The sequence below is a fragment of the Pseudomonas edaphica genome (assembly GCF_965277385.1).
Taxonomy (GTDB): Bacteria; Pseudomonadota; Gammaproteobacteria; order Pseudomonadales; family Pseudomonadaceae; genus Aquipseudomonas; species Aquipseudomonas edaphica.
The window spans coordinates 1,114,627-1,137,500 of the sequence record NZ_OZ255725.1; the positions used below are offsets into that span (position 1 = coordinate 1,114,627).

General features: G+C 60.7%; 16 protein-coding genes and 2 rRNA genes (1 of these 18 running past the window's edge). 10 read left to right on the plus strand and 8 right to left on the minus strand.

From position 1 onward, the window contains the following. The first annotated feature begins 59 nt into the window (after nucleotides 1–59). The 8 genes from ACQY47_RS04775 to ACQY47_RS04810 are packed head-to-tail and all read left to right on the plus strand — an operon-like array spanning nucleotide 60 to nucleotide 10,515. Nucleotides 60–2,039 carry a GumC family protein gene (locus ACQY47_RS04775; RefSeq protein ID WP_169987008.1) on the plus strand — a complete coding sequence of 660 codons (1,980 nt, stop codon included), beginning with the start codon at nucleotides 60–62 and terminating at the stop codon, nucleotides 2,037–2,039. Continuing rightward, the gene (locus tag ACQY47_RS04780; protein WP_017135336.1) at nucleotides 2,039–3,220 is read left to right on the plus strand and encodes a glycosyltransferase; all 1,182 of its coding nucleotides are present in this window, start codon (nucleotides 2,039–2,041) and stop codon (nucleotides 3,218–3,220) included. Before ACQY47_RS04775 ends, ACQY47_RS04780 begins: the two co-directional genes overlap by 1 nt. Beyond that, entirely contained in the window at nucleotides 3,217–4,557 is a 1,341-nt protein-coding gene (locus ACQY47_RS04785; protein WP_032865434.1) for a beta-xylosidase, read from the plus strand. The genes ACQY47_RS04780 and ACQY47_RS04785 overlap by 4 nt, the downstream gene beginning before the upstream one ends. A 22-nt stretch (nucleotides 4,558–4,579) precedes the next feature. Further along, nucleotides 4,580–5,794, plus strand: coding sequence for a glycosyltransferase family 4 protein (locus ACQY47_RS04790; RefSeq protein ID WP_017135338.1), 1,215 nt, complete (start codon nucleotides 4,580–4,582; stop codon nucleotides 5,792–5,794). Next, nucleotides 5,785–6,888, plus strand: a complete 1,104-nt coding sequence (locus ACQY47_RS04795) for a glycosyltransferase family 4 protein (RefSeq protein WP_169987004.1) — start codon at nucleotides 5,785–5,787, stop codon at nucleotides 6,886–6,888. The genes ACQY47_RS04790 and ACQY47_RS04795 overlap by 10 nt, the downstream gene beginning before the upstream one ends. Then, a complete protein-coding gene (locus ACQY47_RS04800; RefSeq protein ID WP_017135340.1) occupies nucleotides 6,888–8,291 on the plus strand; it encodes an O-antigen ligase family protein in 1,404 nt (467 codons plus the stop codon). The genes ACQY47_RS04795 and ACQY47_RS04800 overlap by 1 nt, the downstream gene beginning before the upstream one ends. Next, the gene (locus tag ACQY47_RS04805; protein ID WP_017135341.1) at nucleotides 8,288–9,109 is read left to right on the plus strand and encodes an acyltransferase; all 822 of its coding nucleotides are present in this window, start codon (nucleotides 8,288–8,290) and stop codon (nucleotides 9,107–9,109) included. The genes ACQY47_RS04800 and ACQY47_RS04805 overlap by 4 nt, the downstream gene beginning before the upstream one ends. Beyond that, on the plus strand, nucleotides 9,109–10,515 hold the full coding sequence (locus ACQY47_RS04810) for a lipid II flippase MurJ (protein WP_017135342.1): 1,407 nt from the start codon (nucleotides 9,109–9,111) through the stop codon (nucleotides 10,513–10,515). The genes ACQY47_RS04805 and ACQY47_RS04810 overlap by 1 nt, the downstream gene beginning before the upstream one ends. 59 nt (nucleotides 10,516–10,574) lie before the next feature. On the opposite strand, the gene ACQY47_RS04815 is transcribed toward ACQY47_RS04810, so the two are convergent. The 4 genes from ACQY47_RS04815 to ACQY47_RS04830 form a co-directional block, all read right to left on the minus strand. Beyond that, a complete protein-coding gene (locus ACQY47_RS04815; RefSeq protein ID WP_428556166.1) occupies nucleotides 10,575–11,150 on the minus strand; it encodes a DUF4174 domain-containing protein in 576 nt (191 codons plus the stop codon). Nucleotides 11,151–11,326: 176 nt separating this feature from the next. Beyond that, on the minus strand, nucleotides 11,327–11,947 hold the full coding sequence (locus tag ACQY47_RS04820) for a glutathione S-transferase family protein (protein WP_428556169.1): 621 nt from the start codon (nucleotides 11,945–11,947) through the stop codon (nucleotides 11,327–11,329). A gap of 13 nt (nucleotides 11,948–11,960) precedes the next feature. Then, entirely contained in the window at nucleotides 11,961–12,539 is a 579-nt protein-coding gene (locus ACQY47_RS04825) for a GNAT family N-acetyltransferase (RefSeq protein WP_099550095.1), read from the minus strand. Between the two features lie 72 nt (nucleotides 12,540–12,611). Beyond that, on the minus strand, nucleotides 12,612–14,969 hold the full coding sequence (locus ACQY47_RS04830; protein WP_428556173.1) for a DNA polymerase II: 2,358 nt from the start codon (nucleotides 14,967–14,969) through the stop codon (nucleotides 12,612–12,614). 324 nt (nucleotides 14,970–15,293) lie between these two features. Here ACQY47_RS04830 and ACQY47_RS04835 point away from each other — a divergent pair, with 324 nt between their 5' ends. Next, on the plus strand, nucleotides 15,294–17,516 hold the full coding sequence (locus tag ACQY47_RS04835; protein ID WP_017135348.1) for a TonB-dependent receptor: 2,223 nt from the start codon (nucleotides 15,294–15,296) through the stop codon (nucleotides 17,514–17,516). Nucleotides 17,517–17,560: 44 nt separating this feature from the next. Here ACQY47_RS04835 and ACQY47_RS04840 read toward each other — a convergent pair whose 3' ends face one another. Then, a complete protein-coding gene (locus tag ACQY47_RS04840) occupies nucleotides 17,561–18,028 on the minus strand; it encodes an SRPBCC family protein (RefSeq protein ID WP_099550098.1) in 468 nt (155 codons plus the stop codon). Between the two features lie 100 nt (nucleotides 18,029–18,128). Between ACQY47_RS04840 and ACQY47_RS04845 the strand changes: the two genes are divergently transcribed. After that, nucleotides 18,129–18,530 (plus strand): GFA family protein, encoded by a 402-nt coding sequence (locus ACQY47_RS04845; RefSeq protein ID WP_017135350.1) that lies wholly within the window; start codon nucleotides 18,129–18,131, stop codon nucleotides 18,528–18,530. Here the strand turns inward: ACQY47_RS04845 and mrdA are convergent, their stop codons facing one another. The 3 genes from mrdA to ACQY47_RS04860 all read right to left on the minus strand — a co-directional run. Continuing rightward, nucleotides 18,531–20,423 (minus strand): penicillin-binding protein 2, encoded by a 1,893-nt coding sequence (gene mrdA, locus ACQY47_RS04850; RefSeq protein ID WP_099550099.1) that lies wholly within the window; start codon nucleotides 20,421–20,423, stop codon nucleotides 18,531–18,533. A 347-nt stretch (nucleotides 20,424–20,770) separates the two neighbouring features. Further along, a 5S ribosomal RNA gene (rrf, locus tag ACQY47_RS04855) occupies nucleotides 20,771–20,886 on the minus strand. 172 nt (nucleotides 20,887–21,058) lie between these two features. Next, nucleotides 21,059–22,874 (minus strand): 23S ribosomal RNA (locus tag ACQY47_RS04860); it runs 1,076 nt beyond the window's last position.

Consider the following 22,874-nt stretch of genomic DNA (forward strand, 5'->3'; position numbering starts at 1 on the left):
TATCACTCGAACCAAGCGTTCCCGTTTTTCGTAAACCCCATATGCAATGGAGTGATCCTGTGATCGAAATCCGCTCTCTTCGCGACCTGCTGCGGCTGTTTTTCATCTACCGCCGCGAATTCAAACTGGCAGTGATCACCACGATCGTCGTCGCGGTGCTGGGTGCCTTCCTGCTGCCGGCTCGCTACGAGTCCGACGCGCGCTTGCTGGTCAAGCCGGGGCGGGACAACACCACCTTGCCGATCGAAGCCGCCAACCGCCAGACGCTGATTGCCCCGAGCACCCAGCACGACCCGATTGTCGACGAAGAAAAAATGCTCACGGGCCGGCCCATCGTGCATATCGTTGCCGAGCGCTATATGGCGATGACCTCCGAGCCGCCGCAGGGCTTCTGGAAGGTCACCAAGTTCTACGTCAAGAAGGGCGTTGGCGAAGTCGTCAACGGCGTGCGCAGCGTGCTGCAGTTCGTAGGCCTTGCCGAGAAACAAAGCCCGCTGGAGCGCCTGGCGACCTCGCTGGAGAAGAACTTCAAAGCCGCTCACGAGCCAGGCTCTTCGGTGATCGAGATTTCCTTCACCTGGGACGACCCGGCGGTGGCGCAAAAAGTCGTCGAAGAATGGGTCAACGCCTACCTTGAGGAACGTGCGCGGATTCTCGGGCGCAAGAGCCTGCATACCTTCTATGAAACCGAACGCGCCAAGGTGGCGGAAAATATCCAGAGCCTGAAGGACCAACTGCAAGTCCGTTTGAAGCAGATCGATTCGATCAGTGTCGATGCGCGCCTGAAGAACCTCACCAGCCAGATCGACCGTGTCACCGACGCCAAGGTCAGCGCACAAAACCAGATCTCGGGCATTCGCAGCCTCCTGGCCAACGCCAGCCAGCAGATCAAGAGCCAGCCGGCAGACGTGGTGACGATGCGCGAAACCAGCCTCAACCCCACCCAGCTGGACCTCAAGCGCCAGCTCAATGCGCTGCAAGTGGAACGCGCACGCCTGTTGCGCACCTACCTGCCGGGCACGCCGCAGGTCAATCAGATCGAGCAGAATATCCGCGACATCGAGGCCCTCAGCGCTCAGGAAGCCACGCGCCTGGAACGCTCGCAAAACACCGCGCCCAACAGCCTGGTGATCAACATCAAGCAGCAAGTGATCGACGCCCAATTACAAGAGCGCAAACTGGCCGGCGAAATCGAGAACTACGACAAAACCCTCGCCGAGCTGCGCGACCAGCGTGACAAGGCGATGACCGATGAGCCGGAACTCAACAAGCTGAGCCAACAACTGCGCGCCGCCGAAAAAAGCTACGCGTTGTACTCGGACAACCTTGAACAGGCGCGAATCGATCATGAACTGGACAACAGCCAGATCAGCAACATCGCCCTGATCGAACACGCCACCCTGAACCCGTCACGTGTGTTTCCCAAAAGCCTGCTGATTCTGTTGTTCGCCATTCCCGCCGGCGTGGCCGTGGGCTTTTTAACCATCTATGTGCTGTACCTGCTGGACCAACGCATCCACGATGGCACACGCTTGCAGGAGATGTTCCAGGTGCCGTTGTGGAGCAGCATCCCCGACGTGCAAGACGCCACGCCGGCCGCCGTCACCGCCAGCCTCTATCGCCTGTACAGCCTGCTGCCCCTGGAGCGCATCGCCAGTGAAGGCTTTGCCCTGGGCCTGACCTCGGCGCGGCATGGCGAGGGTGTAACGTTTATCATCGAGCAGCTCAAGCGCCTGCTGGAAGAACGTGGCCATCGCGTCTCGGTCGACGGGGCGAACGCGCCCACGGCGGGTGAAGTGCTGTTGCTGGATGCCTCGGCCTTGTCATCCAACCCGCAGGCCTTCCTGACGCTGCGCCGTGCCGACCAGATCGTGCTGGTGATCGAAGCCCGCACCAGTACCGTACCGACCATCGAAAACGCGGTGTCGCTGCTGACCACCGCGTTCGGCAAAGTCGACGGCATGATCCTCAACCGCCGCCGCTTCGAGGTACCGGCCAAGGTCCTGGCGCGGATCAACAGCTGGCGCGGTGCGGCCTGATGCGTATTGCATTGCTGGCACCTCTGCCGCCGGAGCAGACCGGGATCGCCGATTACGCCGCGCATTTGCGCAACGCGTTGATCGAACTGGGCCTTGAAGTGGTGACCCCCCTCGCGGGTTGCCAGGACCTGGCTGAACAGTTGCGGCGCTTGCAAGCCTTTGACTGGCACGGTGTGGATCTGGTCCATGCCGAACTGGGAGGTGGGCGCTTCGGTGAGTTCCAGGCGCTTGACTACCTGCGTCGGGCACAACCACAACTGCCGTTGACCGCTACGGTGCATGACCCGGAGCGCTTGATCTGGCGCCGGGCCAAGCTGTTTTTCCCCTTGACCCTGCTTGAACGCCTGCCCCACCCGTTGCCCCAGGCGGCGGCACTGCTGGCCGACCCGCTGACCTTGCACGAAGAACGACGCCTGGCCAAAGGTATGCGCCGGCTGATCACCCTCACCCACCTGGGAGGCGACTGCCTGCGCCAACGCATGGGCCTGCGTCCGCAGCAAGTGGCGGTGATTGCTCACGGCAACCTACCCATCGCGGCCCAGGACTTGCCGCCACTTGCGCCGTTGCGTCTGTTGTATTTCGGCTTTATCTATCGCGGCAAGGGCATTGAGGACCTGCTCCAGGCCCTGGCCCAGTCACTGGCCACCCACCCGCAATGCCGAGGCCAGGTGCGCCTGACCCTGGCCGGCGGCACCGCCCCGGAAATGACCTTCGACCCGGCCGGCAACTACCTCGACGGCCTGCGCCAACAGATCATCGCGCTGCACCTGGAGGATGTGGTGGACTGGCAGTTGGACCTGCCATCAGCGCAGATCGCCGCTACGATCCAGGCGCACCATGTGATGGTGCTGCCCTACCGCGAATCGAAAAAACTCGGTTTCCTGGGACAGATGCGTGGCACCAGTGGCGCGCTGTCATGGGCCAATGCCTGCGGGCGCGGGGTGATCACCTCCAATGCGCGTGCCTTTGCTGAAGAGGTGGCCGGCGGCAATGGCATCACCTATCAGCAGGGCGATATCGATTCCTTGAGCAACGCCTTGAACCGCTTGATCCTCGACCCGCAGCAGGCCCGGCAATGGGCTACCCGGGCAGCGGAAATCGGCCACCAACGCCAGTGGGCCACCACGGCCCGACGTTTTGCCGAACTATTTCGAGATGCTTGTGAGGAGCCGTTGCGATGAATATTTCATCTGTTCGCCCGATGTGGCGCTATCTGCCGCTGGTGCTGGCAATCGCCGTGGGTGGCGCCCTGCTGTCGAGTGAAAAAGTCGATGCGCAGCCGGTGAACCTGGCCCCGGAGCGCAGTGTGGTATGGAAGGACTTCCTCGGCGTGAACGCGCACTTTCTGTGGTTCACGCCCGAGCAGTACCGCCAGCAGATCACGCAATACAAGAAACTTGGATTGCAATGGGTGCGGGTCGACCTGCACTGGGATCGCCTGGAGCCCACAGAAGACGGTTATCAACTCAGCACCTTCGATGAACTGGACCGCACCCTGAGCGCTGAAAAAATCCGCTCGGTGTTTTACCTGGTGGGCTCGGCGCCCTTTATCACCACCGCCCCCAAGGGCGCGAAGTTCCAGGACCAGTATCGCCCGCGGGACCCCGAAATCTATGCGCTGCGCCTGGCACTCCTGGCCAAGCGCTACCCCAATATTGATGCCTGGCAGGTATGGAACGAGCAGAACCTGCCGAACAACTGGCGCCCCGAAGTCAACGCCAAGGAGTACGGGCAATTGTTATTGGCCAGTCACCAGGCGTTGAATATTGCCGCGCCTGGCAAACTGCAGGTCATGGGCGGCATGGCGTACTACAGCCAAATGCCGCCGCGTGGCAAAACCCTGATGTTCGAAGCGCTCGGCGCGCTGGGCGTGCAAAACCTGGGCATGGTCGCGGCCTATCACCCTTATTCGATGACCCCGGAAACCGATGAACCGGGCAAGAACGAAGTGCTGCTGCGCGGTGATCAACTCAATACCATGCTGCACGGTGCCGGGATCAAGAACGTATGGGCTACCGAGTGGGGCTGGTCCAGCTATGCCGGCCCCAAAGAGATGCAGGACCTGATCGGTATCGACGGGCAGGCCGACTACACCTTGCGCCGTCTGGCGTTGATGGCGTCCCAGGACTATCAGAAGATTTTCCTGTTCGCGCTGTCCGACCTCGACCAACGCGCCTCGCCACGCGACCAGCATTACGGCCTGCTGAACCTGGACGGCGAACCCAAGCCGGTGTACACCGCCCTCGCCCGCTTCCTTGAGATCACCGGTCCCTCTCTTAAACCCGGCACCACGCCACAACTCAAGGACGTGCCGGACAGTTTCTACAGCGTGGCCTGGACACGGCCTGACGGAAAACACCTGTTGATGTACTGGAGTGCCGAAGGCAGCAGCATCAGCCTGCCGGATATTAAACGCGCAGAACTGCTGGACCCGCTGACCGGAGCCCGGCAAACCCTGAGCGACGACAACGGTATTCGCCCAGTGGTGAAGCCGAGTTTGCAGATACTGGTGTGGTAGCCCCGGGTATGGAGAGCTGTACATGAGAATCCTATGGATTGTGCCCTACCTGCCGTGGCCGACCACCAGCGGCGGCAAGACCCGGCAGTATCATTTGCTGCGCACCTTGAGTGAGCGCGGGCATCGCATCACGCTGCTGGCGCAATCGAAGACACCGGCCGATGACGCGGCGCACGCAGCCCTTGAACCATTGCTCGAGCGCCTGATCGTGGTGCCGCGCCGGCCACTGAAACACCCGATGACCCTGCTCGCGGGCGTATTCGCACCGTGGCCGCTGCTGACCACGGTCAATGGCCTGTCGGCACCGTTGCAAGCCCAATTTGCGCAACTGTTGAACGAGCGCTGGGACGTGATTCAAGTGGAACACAGCTACAGCCTCCAACCGTTTCTGCGCACCTTGCAGCAGCGCAAGCGCGAGTTTGTGCTGACCGAGCACAACCTGGAATCAAGCCTGGGCGGCGCCACTTATGACCGTTTCCCCAAGTGGGCCGCGCCGTTCGTGCAGTACGACCAATGGCGCTGCCGGCAATGGGAGCGCAAGGCGTTCGATGCCGCCGCCCATGTGATTGCGGTGACCGAGGCGGACGCCCAGGCCATGCGGCCGTTGACTGCAACGCCGGTAAGCGTGGTGGTCAATGGCGTCGACAGCCGTGCCTTCGCCCAGGTCAGTGCCGATGCGCAGAGCCAGCGTTTGTTGTTTGTCGGCAATTACGAATACGCACCGAACCTGGACGCTGTGCAGTGGTTGCTTGAGGAGATATTCCCCCGGGTCTGGCTGCAGTGTCCGAACGCGCGCCTGGCGGTGGCCGGTTACGGCTTGCCCGAACACTGGCGCGACCGTTGGCCGGATGAACGTGTCGAGTGGCTGGGGTTTGTTCCTGATCTGTGCGCTCTGCAACGGCGCTGCGCCGGTTTTGTCGCCGCGTTGCGCCATGGCGGCGGCTCCAAGCTCAAAGTGTTGGAGGCAATGGCCGCCGGCTTGCCGCTGGTCAGCACGGCCCAGGGTGTTTCCGGGTTGGCGGTACAACCACAGGCGCATTACCTGGCGGGCGAAAGCGCCGAGGCTCTGGCCGACGCCATCGTGCGCCTGCTCGATCAGCCGCTGCTGGCCCGGCAACTGGCCGATGCGGCACGCGAGTATGCGCGGCAGTACCACGACTGGGCGGTGGCCGGTGACGAACTGGAGCACATCTACAACACCTTGATCGACTCTAAGGAATTTCAGCCATGCGCGTAGCCCTGGACTATCGCCCCGCCACGGTTGCGCCCTCGTCGGGCATCGCCCGCCAGGTCCTGGCGCTGGAAGATGCCCTGCGCGCGCGGGACAACACTGAGGTGCTGCTGTTCACTGAGGCGCCCCTGGACCACCCGCAACGCCAGACCGCCATATGCCCCCCGTGGGCCAGCCCGCTGGATGGCCTGCAACGGCCGCAGGTACGCTTGCGGTTTGAGCGAAAATTTTTGCCCAGATCCTTGCATGAGCAACAGATCGACCTGCACATCGCCACGGCCAATATGGGCTTGCCGCTGTGCCGCAAACCCGCCGGCACCCGTTATGTCCTGGTGCTGCATGACCTGTTTCAGCTGACTCAGCGTAACTTCCATCGCTCCAGGCTCAAGGCCCTGGCCTATCGCTTGATCGACGGTGCCTCGATTGCCTGGTCGGTGTGGCAGGCTGACCGGGTGTGGTGCCCTTCGCAGTTTTCCTGCAACGAAGCCGCCCGCGTATTCCCCTGGGCCCGGGCCAAGTTCCGGGTGTTGAGCAACCTGGTGCCCGAATTGAATGCAGCGCCAGAACCGCAGCCAGACAACCTGCCGGCGCGTTACTGGTTGGTGGTGGGCACACGGGAGCCGCGCAAGAACATGGCATTTTTCCTGCGCCAATGGCAGGCCTGCCGTACGGCGAACCCTGAGGTGCCGGACCTGGTACTGGTGGGCCACGCCAGCGATGTACCGTCCGCCCTTGGCGAACTGCCGGGCCTGCACTGGTGCAGCGGTTTATCCGACGGCCAACTGCAAGCCCTTTACCGTCATACCGACTGCCTATGGCAGCCGTCTTATGCCGAGGGCTTTGGCCTGCCGGTGGTGGAAGCCTTGAGTGTGGGCACGCCGGTGGCGGTGGCACGCGGTTCCGCCCTGGATGAAGTCGCGCCGCCCGGCGCCCCGCGCTTCGACCCACACGATGCCAGGCAATTGCAGAACGTCATGCAGCAAATGGCAACCGCAGGCAACACGGCAGACGCCGAAACGCAGCGCGCCTGGGCCCGGCAATTTGCCGAACCGGCCTATCGCTCGCGCCTGGATACTTTGCTCAAGGAATTGGACCGCTAATGCTGCCAGGAAAATTCATCAGTCTGCTCCTGGGCCTGGTCTTCGGCATTTTGCTGTTGGCCCTGTCGCCGATCAAGACCTTGCTGGTCGTGGCCGGCGCGGGTGTGGCCTTGACCCTGATCCGCTTTCCCCTGTGGGGCTTGCTGATTTTCGCGGTATTGGCCACCAGCATTCCCTACACCACGTTGGAACTGGGGATCCGCACCACCATCAGCGAAGCGGTGTTGGGGCTGACCTGGGTCGGGGTGTTCTGGCAATCGTTTATCGGCAAGACCCGCGGCTTGATCCTGTGGCGTCCGACCGAGCGCGCGCTGATGTGGCTGATGCTGTTCAGCACTATTCCGTTTATCTGGGGCATGGTCATCATCCATGCCGAAGGCAACGGGCCGGTGAACTGGGTACGCTGGCTGATGAACCTGTCGTTGCTGTTTATCGTGCCGTTGCTGCTGCGCACCGACGCCGACCGCGACAAGGTGGTGGTCGCCCTGCTGCTGGGCAACCTGGCGATGCTGTTGCTGTCGATTTTCATGTTTCTGAAGACGCGCAACGCCATGTCGATGATCGAGGTGCTCACCGACCTCAAGTACGCCCACCCGGAAGCGGTGAAGGATATTTTTTCCGCCAACTACACGCGCATGGCCTCGCCCTGGGTGCACCCGAACCTGACGGGTGGCGTACTGGTGCTGTTTATCCCCCTGGCGCTGTTCTACGGCTGGACCCGCAGCGGCTGGCGCCGGGCGCTGGGCCTGGCGGTGGCGGTGCTGGGTTGCGCCGGCCTGCTGCTGAGTATTTCCCGTGGCGCCATCGTGGCCCTGGCGCTGGTGCTGATCTGGCTGACCTATAAGCGCGTGCCTAACAGCGGGCGCATCATCGGTATCGGCGTGGCGTTTGGGGTTGCGCTGGTGATGTTCTATCCGCCGTTGCAGGAGCGCTTGCTGACCATCTTCTCGTCCACCAATGCCAGTACCGAAATCCGCTTCGACGAGTACGCAAGATTCCCCGAGGCAATGTCGACATATCCCCTGGGGATCGGCTTCAAGATCGACCCACCCGTACCCGGCACCAACCTGCTGGGCATCTCCAACCTGTGGCTGAACTTCATCTACAAGGTCGGCATTCCGGGGATGCTGTTGTTTATCACCGTCACTGTGTTGTGGTGGCGGGAAGTGCGGCCCCTGGGCCAGGTGCGCAAGGTCACCGCCGACAACGCCCTGTGGCTGGGGTGTATCTGCGGCGTGATGGCAGCGCTGTTGACGGGGATTTTCGACCACTATTTCAGCTTCACCTTTGTACTGATCGCGCTGTTCTGGCTGTTGATGGGCATGAGCCTGCAACAGGTGCGTCTGCGCCCCTCCATTACCGCCCCTGTTGCTGCTATTGCGCCAAAGGATAACCAACCATGAAGCACCGGATGATTCACTCCACCGATTTGCGCGACCGCCTCCCCACACTGGCCGCTGAAATAGGCGTGAGCCTGCCGGACCTGGAAGAGGCGCTGGACTGGTGCCTGGCCAACGACGTGGTGTTTGAAGAGGGCGAAGGCGACAACAAGCGCTTCTGGATAAACTCCATCGACCTGGAACCCGCCCTTGAGCACCCGGTGGCCCGCCTTTTGTTCCGTCGTATGAAACAGGACCTGCCGGGCAAACTACTTCCGCGCTATGGCAAAAACTGGGCAACTATCAAGGATCGCTGGCGCAACGCCTGGGACATGGCCTACAACATTTTGATCAACAAGATCCCCAGCCACCATGTGCGCATTGCCTGGCTGCGCCTGGGCGGCGCGAAGATCGGCAAGGGCACAAGCTTGTGGCGTAACACCGAAGTGTTGGGCATCCACAACTTGAGAGTCGGTGACGATACGGTGATCGCCTGGCATTGCCAGGTGGACGCCCGCGCCGGGCTGGTGATCGGCAACCACGTGGCAATCGCCTCCCACGTGCTGATCATCGCCGGCAGTCATGACTTGCAGGCTCCGGAGTTCTGGTCGATTTCCGGGCCGATCTACATCGACGACTATGTGTGGATCGGCAGCCGGGCGTTGATCGGCTACGGCACGCACCTGGGGCATGGCTCGGTGATCAGCGCCAATACCGTGGTGGCCAAGGCTGTGGCCCCCTACAAAATCATTGGCGGTTCCGGGGCCAAAATCATGGGCGAACGCTGCCATGATCTGAACTATAAGGTGGGTGGCAAGGGCCTGTTCACCCTGTTCCACTGATGTTCGGCAGCACGCTCTGGCTGACCGTCGCGACCCTCGCCGGGCTGGTCGCCGGTTTTGCCCGCGAATGGCTGCTGGTGGCGGCCTGGGGCGCGGGCAGTCGCAGCGACGGGTTTCTGGTGGCGGTGTTTTTGCCCGAAGCGTTGCGCATGACCCTGGCCGCCGGCTTGCTTGCGGCGGCTGCCCTGCCCCTTTATCAACAACGCGACCCACAACGCCAGCAAGCCTGGCTGGCCAGTCTTTCCCCACGCCTGCTGGGCGTGGGCCTGGCCCTGTTTGCCGTACTGGCGCTGGGCGCGCCGCTGTGGGTGCGCCTGATCGGCCCCGGCCTGGACGCCGAGGCCCATGCCGAAGCCGCCGCTAACTTGCGTTGGCTGGCGGCCTGTGCGCCGGGCCTAGTGATGCATGGGTTGTTCAGTATTCCCTTGCAGGCACGCCAACGTTTTGTGCTGCCGGGCCTGGGCTCTTTACTGTTCAATCTGCCACCGGTGCTGTACCTGTTTATCCGTGGCAGCGCAAGCGACAGCGGCGAACTGGCCATGAGCTTTTTTGCCGGCAGTGTGTTGATGTGCCTGCCGCTGCTGGCGCCGGTCTGGTCTTTCGGCTGGCGACCGTGGCAAGTCACTGGCGACAAGCTGGCGGGCCGCGAACTGTTGGGGCGCATCGGGCCATTGTTGGCCAGCAATGTCGCCAGCCAGGGGCTGGCGCTGCTCGAACGCTTGATCGCCAGTTACCTGGGAGAAGGTGCCGTTACGTGGGTCAACCTTGCCCGCAAGTTGATCAACCTGCCATTGATCGCCCTGATGAGCCTCAACCAGGTGCTGCTGGGCATGATGAGCGGCGAACAAGGCCAACAGCGCCTGGCCCTGCTGCGTCGCGGCCTGGATGCTGCGACCCTGCTCAGCCTGCCGGCCGCCCTCGGACTGATCGGCGCCAGCCCGGTGCTGATTCATCTGCTGATGCCCACCCAAAGCGCCGACGGCCCACTGCCGGCGCTGCTGGCCTGGTTCGCGACGCCACTGGTGTTCGGCGCCTGGAACGCCATGCTCGCCCGCTATGCCTATGCCAGCGGCGACACGCGCCTGCCCTTGCGCTGCGAATTGCTGGGCAGCGGGGTCAACGCTTTGCTGTTGGTGCTGCTGCCGTACTTTCTGGGTTTACCGGGTATCGCCTTGGCGGCATTGGGCGGGGTTATCGTCACCAACCTGCTGCTGATGCAACGCCAGCAATTGCTTGGCCAACTGGGCTGGCCGCTGCAATGGGGGCTGAGTGCGGTATTACTGGGTTTTGCAGCCGTCATCTTGCATCCACTGCAAAACGATGGCTGGCAACTGGGCTTGAGTACCGTGACGGCAGCCCTGGTATTGGGAGGGTTGGCTGGGTGGTTCAAGCCGTGGAAACAGTGAACTGGAACCACCACCGCAACGGCCTGCGCAGGAGCTGGTAAGCCAGCTCCTGCACGGACTCAGTCATCCAGCTGTTGAGGTGCAGCCGGCTTGGCTGCCTTACCCGCTTTGGTAGCGTTCTTGCCAGGCGCAGACGCAGGTTCTGGCACAACCGGAGCAGCCGCTTCTTTCTCGGCCATCGGCATCTGGTCGATGGTGCTGAAGAACACCTTCAGGTCGAGGGGATCCGGCGGTACGGTCTTCTCCAGTTTCTTCTCGCCATCCTTGCCGATCAGGATCACCTTTGTACCGCTGCCGGCGCCGAGCTTGAGGGCACGGATCAGCGCGTTGGTTTCAGGTGGCGTGAGCTTCTTGTTGTCCTTGGGGTCCTTGGCGAATTTTTCGCCTTCAGCACCGATGCTGCCGAACTTCACGGTGTAGAACACCATGCTGCGCTCTTCAAAGGACTGCTTGGTAGCAGGCTCATCCAATTGTTTCTTGAGGGTCGCCAGGGTGTCGTTGCCGGAATCGAGCTCCACCACCACCAGCGGCCGAGCCTTGCCCAAGTCCTGCTTGAGCGGGTTGATATCATCAGCGGCCAACAGCGGCCCCGTAAAAGCCATCAAGGTAGCCAGGGTCAGCGACCGGATGAGCATGCGCACCTCCTTTGAATTCCATGCAGGGTTCTTGAGTTTCATGTCTGCGACAGTCAATTTCAAGGATGATTCCTACACCTCGTTAAGAAGCGTAGGTCAGTAAGCCTGCCACGCAAGGGCTCGAATGGGGTTATCCGTCATTGTTTCTTCAGATTGCGGAACCATTACGAGGCGTTCTATTGCGGCCAATGCCGCGCAAATACCGGCGCCACCACCGGGTCTGCATCCACCCGCGCCAGCGTTTGGGCAAAGCCTGGCGCGAGGTTGTTCAACACCTCCCGCGCCGCGTCCCAACGCGACACCGCGGCCGCCATAATGCCCAGCGCGTTCGGCACATTGCCGGGGGCGAACAGCTGGTCGGCAAACTGCTCGGCAAACACCACCCAGGCCTGGTGCAGGTAACGGCGCGTGCCGCTGATCAATTGCGCCTGTGCGGCCTCATCCACATTACCGAGCCAGCGTTGCGGGTAGTCGATGATGCCGACCGCCGAATAGCAATTGGCGGCGATGTATACCAGCCCGCGCAGGATCTGCGCACGGTTGCCGGCGAGCAGCTCGGAGGCGGGAAACTCCAGGCCCAGGTGGATCAGGATCGCGGCGCTTTCGGTCAGCACCTGGCCCTCGGGCGTCACCAACGTGGGGATTTGTTTGAGTGGGTTGATGCGGGCCAGGGCGTCACTGCCTTCGCCGTCTTCCCAGGAGCTGGCGTCGATGCGCCGCCATGCCACCGCGCAACGCTGCAGGGCGATTTCGATCATGCAGGAGCCGGATTCGTCGATGCCGTAGAGCGTGTACATGGGGGTTGTCTCCTTATCGCTGCAGTTTGGCCTGCAAGCTGGCCTTCACCTGCAGCCATTCCGAATCGATGATGCTGAACCGCACCGAATTGCGCTTGCGCCCATCGGGCATGATGCGCTCGTGGCGCACAATGCCCTCTTGCACGGCGCCAAGGCGCAGGATCGCGGCACGGGATTTTTCGTTGAGTTCATCGGTAGTGAACTGCACCCGCACACAGTCGAGCACTTCAAAAGCGTAGGTCAGCAGCAAGAGCTTGGCTTCGGTGTTGATGCCGGTTTTTTGCGTGGACTCGGCCAGCCAGGTGTGACCGATTTCCAGCTTGCGATTGGCCCGATCGACCTTCCAGAACCGCGTGCTGCCCACCACCTGGCCAGTGCCTGCGCGCACCAGGGTGAAGGGGATCACGCTGCCAGCGTCGCGGCCGGCCAAGGCCGTGTCGATGTAGGTGTCGATGGTATCCGGACCTGGCACGTTGGTGACCTTGAGGTTCCACAATTGGCCGTCGGCGGCCGCTTCAAGCAAGGCGGTTTTGTGTTCGCGTTGCAGGGGCTGGAGTTCGACCGTGCTGCCGGTCAACGTGATCTGAGTCATGGAAGCTGCGCCGTCTGAGAGTGGTCGTCAGCGGCCAAGAGTGCAGGCTCGCCCCACGTACAGGCAAGCGTTTTAAAACAAGCCCATTTGCCCGCCGACCAGCGTGCCGAAATCATCATTTACGAACGGCAGGATCGCATCGGCCACCGGCTGCAATTGCCGGGTGACGTAGTGGTCGTAGTCGATCGGCGCCTGGCGTACTTCCAGCGGCTGCGGGCCGTTGACCGTGATCACATAGCTGATCCAGCCGCCGCGCTGATACTGGCGCGGGCGCCCCAGACGGTCGTTATATTCATCCGCCAGGCGTGCGGCGCGCACATGCGGCGGCACGTTGCGCTCGTAATCGTCGAGTGGGCGGCGCAGGCGTTTGCGGTAGATCAGCAAGTCGTCGAGTTCGCCGCTCAAGGTACGCCGCACATAGTCGCGAACGTAGTCTTGATACGGCTGGCGATGGAAGATGCGCTGGTAGAGTTCCTGCTGGAATTGCCGGGCCAGCGGCGACCAGTCGCTGCGCACGGTTTCCAGGCCTTTGTAGACCATTTCTTCGCTGCCGTCGGCGCGTACAACCAAGCCGGCGTAGCGCTTTTTGCTGCCCTCCTCAGCGCCGCGGATGGTCGGCATGAGGAAGCGGCTGAAGTGGGTTTCGTATTGCAGTTCCAGGGCGCTTTGCAGGCCGAATTCGTTGTGCAGATGCGCGCGCCACCACTCGTTGACGTGCTGCACCAGTTCCCGACCGATGCGGCTGGCGTCCTCCGCAGCATGCGCGCTGCCGAGCCAGACGAAGGTGGAGTCGGTGTCGCCGTAGATCACATCATAACCCTTGGCTTCGACCAGCTCGCGGGTCTGGCGCATGATCTGGTGCCCACGCATCGTGATCGAGGACGCCAGCCGCGTGTCGAAGAAGCGGCAACCGCTGGAGCCAAGCACGCCGTAAAACGCGTTCATGATGATTTTAAGGGCTTGGGACAACGGCGCGTTGTGTTCACGCTTGGCCACTTCGCGGCCTTCGGAAACCCGCGCGACAATCGAGGGCAGGCAATGCCGGGTGCGGGAAAAACGCGCACCGCGAAAGCCCTCTACCGATTCGCTGTCCTCGGGATGTTTGAGGCCTTCGATCAGGCCTACCGGGTCGATGAGAAAACTGCGGATGATCGACGGATAAAGGCTTTTGTAATCGAGCACCAGCACCGACTCGTAGAGGCCCGGACGCGAGTCCATCACGAACCCGCCGGGGCTGGCCTGGGGCGGTTTGTCGCCCACGTTCGGCGCGACGAAGCCCTGGCGGTGCATCAGCGGCATATACAGGTGCGTGAACGCCGCCACGGAGCCGCCGTTACGGTCGGCCGGCAGCCCGGTGACGCTGGCGCGTTCGAGCAGGAATTTGAGCAGTTCGGTCTTGGCGAAAATCCGCGTGACCAGCTCGCAGTCCTTGAGGTTGTAGCGCGCCAATGCGGGCTTGTCCTCGGCGAACATGCGGTTGATTTCGTCCATGCGCTGGTACGGCGTGGAAATGTCCTTGCCTTCGCCGAGCAGGGTTTGCGCGACGTTTTCCAGGCTGAAGGATTCGAAACTCCAGGTCGCCGAACGCAAGGCCTCGATGCCGTCGATAATCAGCCGCCCGGCTGCGGCGGCGAAGTAGTGGTTGCGGCTGCCATGTTCGCGCCAGGCCATGGCCTCGCCGCCACGCCCGAGCAGCAACGGCACGTTGAGGCGCTGGGCATGTTCGTGGAGCACGCGCAGGTCGAACTGCACCAGGTTCCAGCCGATGATGGCATCGGGGTCGTGGGTAGCCAGCCATTGGTTGAGGCACTCGAGCAGTTGGGCGCGGGTATCGCAGTAGTCGAGTTTGAAGTCCACCGCATCGGCTTTGTTTGGCGGGCCGAGCATGTACACCTGGCGCTCGCCGCAGCCTTCCAGGGCAATGGAATACAGGTCGCCTTGGGCGGTGGTCTCGATGTCCAGGGACACCAGTTTGAGCGGCGGGCGGTAGTCCGGCGCGGGTTTCATCTGCGCCTCAAGCAAGGTGCCGCTGGCATCCGGTGTGCCGCCAAACCACACGGGCGCGGTGATGAAGCGTTCCATCATGTAACGCTCGGGCGGGCGCACGTCGGCTTCGTAGACGTCGACACCGGCGGCGCGCAGGCGCTTTTCCAGGTCCATCAACTGGCGGTGCTGGCGGGTGTAGAGACCAAGGACAGGGCGATGATGGAAGTCGCACAATTGCAACGGGCGCAGTTCAATCTCGCGCTCGCCCTTGAGCAACCAGTCGAGCGGCTTGCGATGGGCTTGCGGAATAAACATCACCGAGGTTTGCACGGGTAGGCGCACGCACCGTGGGCCTTGGTCGGTGGCCAGCCAGAAACTGACCTCCGTGCCCGCCGCCGTGTCGCGCCAATGCCGGGTCAGGACAAAACCCTGCTGTAAATCCACCGTACCGCACCTCAGGAATCGCTTTCAGGGCGTGATTCTACTCGGCATCCGGGCAAACGCGATGGGCGATGGCATTTACCTTTGCGTTTGTACTCAGCGCACGGTCCATCGCCCTTGCCCAGGCGGCCGAAGAAGCGTGCGCCGCACGCACCTTTGCCGCCGCTGGTCGGCAGCTCGCGCCTGCGCGGACAACGATTTCACAAACTGGTTGCGAAATATTAATGACAATTACTATCATTCGCGCCGGAGTCGTATCCGCGCAGTGAGGAAGCGCAACGTTGTTGCCCTTTTCCTCACATTGACGGTTCGCCGTCCGGATCGACCATGCCCACCTGCAACCAAATTTCTGTACCGTTTCGCCCTGCCCTGCTTGCCCTTTGCTGCTCACTGAGCCTTGCCGCTCACGCGGCAGCCCCAGAAACTAACAACCGTCCAGACGGCAACACACTGGAATTGGGTGCAACCAACATCAGCGCCGACGCACCTGCACCGAATGCATTGCCGCCGGTTTACGCTGGCGGCCAGGTCGCGCGCGGCGGCCAATTAGGTGTGCTGGGCAACCAGGACATCATGGACGCGCCGTTCAGCATGTCCTCCTACACCGAGAAGTTGATCCGCGAGCAGCATGCGCAAACCGTCGGCGATGTGTTGCTCAATGACTCGTCCGTGCGCCAGGCATCGGGCTATGCGAACCAGGCTCAAGCCTTTGTGATTCGTGGCCTGCCGCTCAACGGCGACGATATTTCGTTCAACGGTTTGTACGGCATCCTGCCGCGCCAGATCATGTCCACCGACGCCCTGGAACGGGTTGAAGTGTTCAAAGGCCCCAACGCGTTCATCAACGGCGTCACACCCAGCGGCTCCGGCATCGGCGGCGGCGTCAACCTGCAACCCAAGCGCGCTGATGATGTGCCTTTGCGCCGTTTGAGCACCGACATCAGCAGTGACGGCCGGGTGGGTGAACACCTGGACATCGGCCAGCGCTTCGGCGAAGACAACCGTTTTGGCGCGCGGGTGAATATTTCCCAGCGCGAAGGCGACACCGCCATCGACGACGAAAGCCAGCGTTCGAAGCTGTTTTCGGTCGGCCTGGACTATCGCAGCGATGCCCTGCGGGTGTCCGGCGACTTTGTTTATCAGAAGCAGCAGGTCAATGGCGGACGCAACACGGTGTTGCTTGGCAGCGGGCTGACCCATATCCCGAATGCGCCGTCGGCCGACACCAACTACGCGCCGAACTGGGGCACCACCAGCCTGGAAGACACCTTCGGCATGTTGCGCGGCGAGTATGACCTCAACGATAACTGGACCGCCTACATCGCCGGTGGCGCCAAGCACACCAACGAGCTGGGCCGCTATTCGTCGGTGACCTTGAGGGACACACTGGGCAATGCCACAGTCAGCGGCTCGAACATTGCGCATCAGGAAGACAACACCAGCCTGATGGCCGGCCTGAACGGCAAGTTCCAGACCGGTGCTGTCAGCCACAAATTGAACCTCGGCTTGACCGGCATCTGGACTCAGACCCGCAACGCCTTTGACTTTGCCTCCGGCAGCCAGCCGACCAATATTTACAGCCCGGCCGATGTGACCGCTCCAGCCAAAGGCGGCTTCACCTCCGGCAGCGACCTGAACGACCCCGGCATCACCGCCAAGACCTTCGCCCGCAGCGCGGCGGTGTCGGACACCTTCGGCTTTATGGATGACCGTTTGCTGTTCACCGCCGGCCTGCGCCGCCAGGAGCTGGTGGTTCAGGGCTACGCCTACGGCACCGGCACACGCACCGCCAACTACGCCAAGGGCATCACCACGCCGGTGTATGGCCTGGTGTTCAAGCCATGGGAGCATGTGTCTCTCTACGCCAACCACATCGAAGGCCTGGCGTCAGGGCCGACGGCTCCCTCCACCTTCAGCAGCGCCATCGTAACCAACGCCAACCAGACCTTTGCACCCGCGCGTTCGAAACAGACCGAGGCTGGCGTCAAGCTCGACATGGGCACCTACGGCGCAACGCTGGGTGTGTACCGAATCGAACAGCCGACCCAGGGTTTTTCCCAACTGAATGCGGACGGCACCGCGACCTTTGTCTTCGAAGGCGAGCAAGTCAACAAAGGTGTAGAGCTGAACGTCTTCGGCGAACCCGTCAGCGGCTTGCGCCTGCTGGGCGGCGCGACCATCATACACACCGAAGTCAACGGCACGGCAAACGGCGCCAACGACGGCAACCGCGCCATTGGCGTGCCGTCCTTCCAACTTAATGCCGGCGTGGATTGGGATGTGCCGGGTCTGCAAGGCGTGAGCGTCAACGGCCGTATGCTGCGTACCGGCGGCCAGTACGCCGATGCGGCGAACAACCTCAGCCTGCCGGCCTGGAATCGCTTCGATGTGGGCGCCCGCTACAACTTCAAGGTGGCCCAGCGTGATGTGAGCCTGGGTGCCACGGTGGAGAACGTGGCGAATACTAAATACTGGGAATCGGCGCTGGGCGGTTATCTGACCCAAGGTGATCCGCGGGTCGCCAAGTTCTCGGCGACGGTGGATTTCTAAACGCGTTGTAACCACATGAGTCAGCGGATTTGCGCATCGCTGGCTCAGGCGCGGTGGGCCTGGTTCAGATAATTTTCGATGTTGCCCATTTGCTCGTCCCAGCCTCGGGAATTCATCCTGAAGGCTTTTTGTCGACGGGGTTCGGGCACTGCGTCAAAACCGGATTCGACCACCCGCAGCAGGATGCCCGGTGCGCGGTCTTCGAGGGTGAACTCTACCAGGGTCGGAGTTTCGTGGTCGTAGTCGACGCCCTTTTCGACAGCGTAAGGGTGCCATCTGAATGAGAACAGGGTTTGGGGCAGGATGCGCACGATTTCCGCCTTCCACACCACATGTTCATAGCCTGGGTAGGTGATCGGCGCCTCGATGGTTGTTCCAGCGGTAAAGGTTTTACCCTTGAGGGCGATGCCAAACCACTCGCCAAATTGCTCGGCTTTGGTGAGCGCTTCCCAGATCTGCTTGCGCGGTACGTTGAGCAGGACTTTTCGTTCGATGCGATCTAACACGTGCATAAGTCACCTCCTCCATTGAAAGTAGGCGACAACAAACAATGCGCAACCTCAGGTTGTAAGCAATGATGATTGTCCCCGTCCTTAATCAGGCAATACGTGTATGACTGACCCGCTGAATGGAAGTTGCTTCTGCAAAGCCGTGCGCTATCAAATCGACAGCTTGGACATGCCCATCAGCCACTGCCATTGCGACAGTTGCCGCAAGGTGCATGCAGCCGCATTCGTGGCCACCGCCGGAGTGATGCGCGAGCACTTTCGCTGGATGCAGGGTGAGGCGCTGCTGTCGTCGTTTGAATCTTCACCGGGCAAGCTCAGGCATTTCTGTTCGCGCTGCGGGTCACACCTGATGGCTGAGCGTGGGCATCAGCCCCATGTGATTGTGCGGGTGGCGACACTGGATGATGACCCTGGCGTGCGGCCCACCTCGCACATCTGGACGGCCCATGATGTGCCCTGGCTTGCTTACGCAGGCGTAGAGCACTGGGATGAGTGGAAGGTTTGACTAGACGTGCGGGTCACCGGGCGCCTTGGCCGGCGTCGCATATTGCGGCTTGAGATGGCCTTCCTGGTCAAGCAGCCAGGCGTCCATGATCTGCCGCACCACCGGGCCCGCCACGCGGCCACCGGCCTCGCCGTTTTCGATCATCACCGAGATCACGATTTTCGGATGTTCGGCCGGCGCAAAACCGACGAACAAGGCGTTGTCGCGATGCCGTTCCAGCGTCTTGTTGCGGTCATAGCGCTCACCCTGCTTGATCGCCACCACCTGCGCAGTACCACTCTTGCCAGCGATTCGGTACTGAGCACCGGCCGCTGCTGCACGGGCGATACCGCGAGGGTCATGCATCACCAGCTGCATGCCGTGGTTGACCTGCTCCCAATCACGCGGATCCTTGAGCACTACGTTAGGCATTGGGTTCTCGTCCACCGGCGGCACGCCATTGATGGTCTTGGCCAAGTGCGGACGGTTCCACACACCTTTGTTGGCGATCAACGCGGTGGCCTGGGCCAACTGCAATGGCGTGACCTGCATATAGCCCTGGCCAATGCCGAGGATCACGGTTTCGCCCGGGAACCAGGGCTGGCGACGGGTTGCACGCTTCCAGGCCTGGGAAGGCATCAGGCCAGCTGATTCTTCGAACATGTCGAGAGAGACTTTCTGACCGAGGCCGAACTCGGCCAGGTAGTCGTGCAGGCGATCAATACCCAGCTTGTGGGCCAAGTCGTAAAAGTAGGTGTCGTTGGAGCGCATGATCGCCGCATCCATGTCCACCCAGCCGTCACCGCTGTGGTTCCAGTTGCGGTATTTGTGGTCAAAATCGGGCAGTTGGTAATAACCGGGGTCGAACACTCGGGTTTGCGCGGTCACCACGCCACTGTCGAGGCCGGCGATGGCCACTTCCGGCTTGATGGTCGAGCCGGGCGCGTAAAGCCCGCGTAGCACGCGGTTAAACAGCGGTCGGTCGATGGAGTCGTGCAGCGCGGCATATTCCTTGAAACTGATGCCGGTGACGAACAGATTCGGGTCAAAGCTCGGCTTACTCACCATGGCCAGCACTTCGCCGGTCTGCGGGTCGAGGGCCACCACCGAACCACGGCGATCGCCCAAGGCCTCTTCCGCGGCTTCCTGGAGCTTGACGTCGAGGCTCAGCACGATGTTTTTGCCGGGGATCGGGTCGGTATGCTTGAGTACGCGCAACACGCGGCCCTGGGCGTTGGTCTCGACCTCTTCATAGCCGACATGGCCGTGCAGCTCGGACTCGTAGAAACGCTCGATACCGGTCTTGCCGATGGACTGGGTACCGCGGTATTCCACCGAGTCGAGGGCCTTGGATTCTTTCTCGTTGATTCGGCCAACGTATCCAATCGAGTGGGCAAAATGCGCGCCCAACGGGTAATGCCGCACGAACTGAGGTTCAACATCGACGCCCGGCAAGCGGAACTCGTTAACGGCCAGCAAGGCAATCTGCTCTTCGGTCAATTCGTAGAACAGCGTTACCGGCACAAAAGGATGGCGGGCTTGTTTCAATGCCTTGTCGAATACTGCTCGGTCTTCCGCGGGTAAGTGCAACAGGCTGACGATAGCGTCCAGCTCGCCCTTGAGGTCGGTGGTGCGCTCGCGAGTGATGGTCAGGTTGTAGCTGGGACGGTTGTCGGCCAGCACCACGCCGTTGCGGTCATAAATCAGCCCGCGCGTCGGCGTGATCGGCAGTACGTGGACCCGGTTGTTCTCGGAAATCGTCGAGTGATAGTCGTACTGCACCACCTGCAGGAAATACATGCGCCCGACCAGGGCGCAGGTAATACCAATCACCAAGAGTGCGCAGGCGAGCAAGCGCTTGTTGACCAGGCGGTTTTCTTTTTCGTGATCCTTGATCGGTATCGGTTCAGGCATTTCTACAGCATCTCGTTGAAGAAGTTCGACGCCGCGTCCTGCGGTTGAAAGATCAATCCTTGTGTAAATGTGCTGCACCATACCAAAAATGCAGAAACACTTTGCATCGATTTCCCCAACGGCATGCTGTTTTGTAAGACACGGACCGATTTTGGCTGCAAAAGGCCTTAATCACGCAAGTGCGATCAATTACATAACCCTCCAGCTTTATGCCGGGCGCGTGTGAGAATGGCGATCGGGATGATGCCGATTGAGCTGATCAAGGCGTAGAGGTTTTGAAGTTGGCGCTTTTCGACCGCCCAAAACAAAACCCCATCTGCTTTCGCAAATGGGGTTTCGGAATTTAATCTTGACGATGACCTACTCTCACATGGGGAAACCCCACACTACCATCGGCGATGCATCGTTTCACTACTGAGTTCGGGATGGGATCAGGTGGTTCCAATGCTCTATGGTCGTCAAGAAATTCGGGTACTGAGTCGTAGCCAAATGGCTTCGCTTCAGCAAATTGGGTATGTGACAGCTTTCGGTGTTTTGTGAGCGTCGAACTTTCGGTTCATCTCGTCTTCACACACCGCAATATGATGCTCCTACTTGTTTCCAAGTCAGGAGTAGTCAAATTGCTTGGGTGTTATATGGTCAAGCCTCACGGGCAATTAGTATTGGTTAGCTCAACGCCTCACAGCGCTTACACACCCAACCTATCAACGTCGTAGTCTTCGACGGCCCTTCAGGGAACTCAAGGTTCCAGTGAGATCTCATCTTGAGGCTAGTTTCCCGCTTAGATGCTTTCAGCGGTTATCTATTCCGAACATAGCTACCCGGCAATGCCACTGGCGTGACAACCGGAACACCAGAGGTTCGTCCACTCCGGTCCTCTCGTACTAGGAGCAGCCCCTCTCAAATCTCAAACGTCCACGGCAGATAGGGACCGAACTGTCTCACGACGTTCTAAACCCAGCTCGCGTACCACTTTAAATGGCGAACAGCCATACCCTTGGGACCGGCTTCAGCCCCAGGATGTGATGAGCCGACATCGAGGTGCCAAACACCGCCGTCGATATGAACTCTTGGGCGGTATCAGCCTGTTATCCCCGGAGTACCTTTTATCCGTTGAGCGATGGCCCTTCCATACAGAACCACCGGATCACTAAGACCTACTTTCGTACCTGCTCGACGTGTCTGTCTCGCAGTCAAGCGCGCTTTTGCCTTTATACTCTACGACCGATTTCCGACCGGTCTGAGCGCACCTTCGTACTCCTCCGTTACTCTTTAGGAGGAGACCGCCCCAGTCAAACTACCCACCATACACTGTCCTCGATCCGGATAACGGACCTGAGTTAGAACCTCAAAGTTGCCAGGGTGGTATTTCAAGGTTGGCTCCACGCAGACTGGCGTCCACGCTTCAAAGCCTCCCACCTATCCTACACAAGCAAATTCAAAGTCCAGTGCAAAGCTATAGTAAAGGTTCACGGGGTCTTTCCGTCTAGCCGCGGATACACTGCATCTTCACAGCGATTTCAATTTCACTGAGTCTCGGGTGGAGACAGCGCCGCCATCGTTACGCCATTCGTGCAGGTCGGAACTTACCCGACAAGGAATTTCGCTACCTTAGGACCGTTATAGTTACGGCCGCCGTTTACCGGGGCTTCGATCAAGAGCTTCGCGTTAGCTAACCCCATCAATTAACCTTCCGGCACCGGGCAGGCGTCACACCCTATACGTCCACTTTCGTGTTTGCAGAGTGCTGTGTTTTTAATAAACAGTCGCAGCGGCCTGGTATCTTCGACCGGCATGAGCTTACGGAGCAAGTCCTTCACCCTCACCGGCGCACCTTCTCCCGAAGTTACGGTGCCATTTTGCCTAGTTCCTTCACCCGAGTTCTCTCAAGCGCCTTGGTATTCTCTACCCAACCACCTGTGTCGGTTTGGGGTACGGTTCCTGGTTACCTGAAGCTTAGAAGCTTTTCTTGGAAGCATGGCATCAACCACTTCGTTAACTAAAAGTTAACTCGTCATCAGCTCTCGGCCTTAAGATCCCGGATTTACCTAAGATCTCAGCCTACCACCTTAAACTTGGACAACCAACGCCAAGCTGGCCTAGCCTTCTCCGTCCCTCCATCGCAATAACCAGAAGTACAGGAATATTAACCTGTTTTCCATCGACTACGCTTTTCAGCCTCGCCTTAGGGACCGACTAACCCTGCGTCGATTAACGTTGCGCAGGAAACCTTGGTCTTTCGGCGTGGGTGTTTTTCACACCCATTGTCGTTACTCATGTCAGCATTCGCACTTCTGATACCTCCAGCAAGCTTCTCAACTCACCTTCACAGGCTTACAGAACGCTCCTCTACCGCATCACTTACGTGATACCCGTAGCTTCGGTGTATGGTTTGAGCCCCGTTACATCTTCCGCGCAGGCCGACTCGACTAGTGAGCTATTACGCTTTCT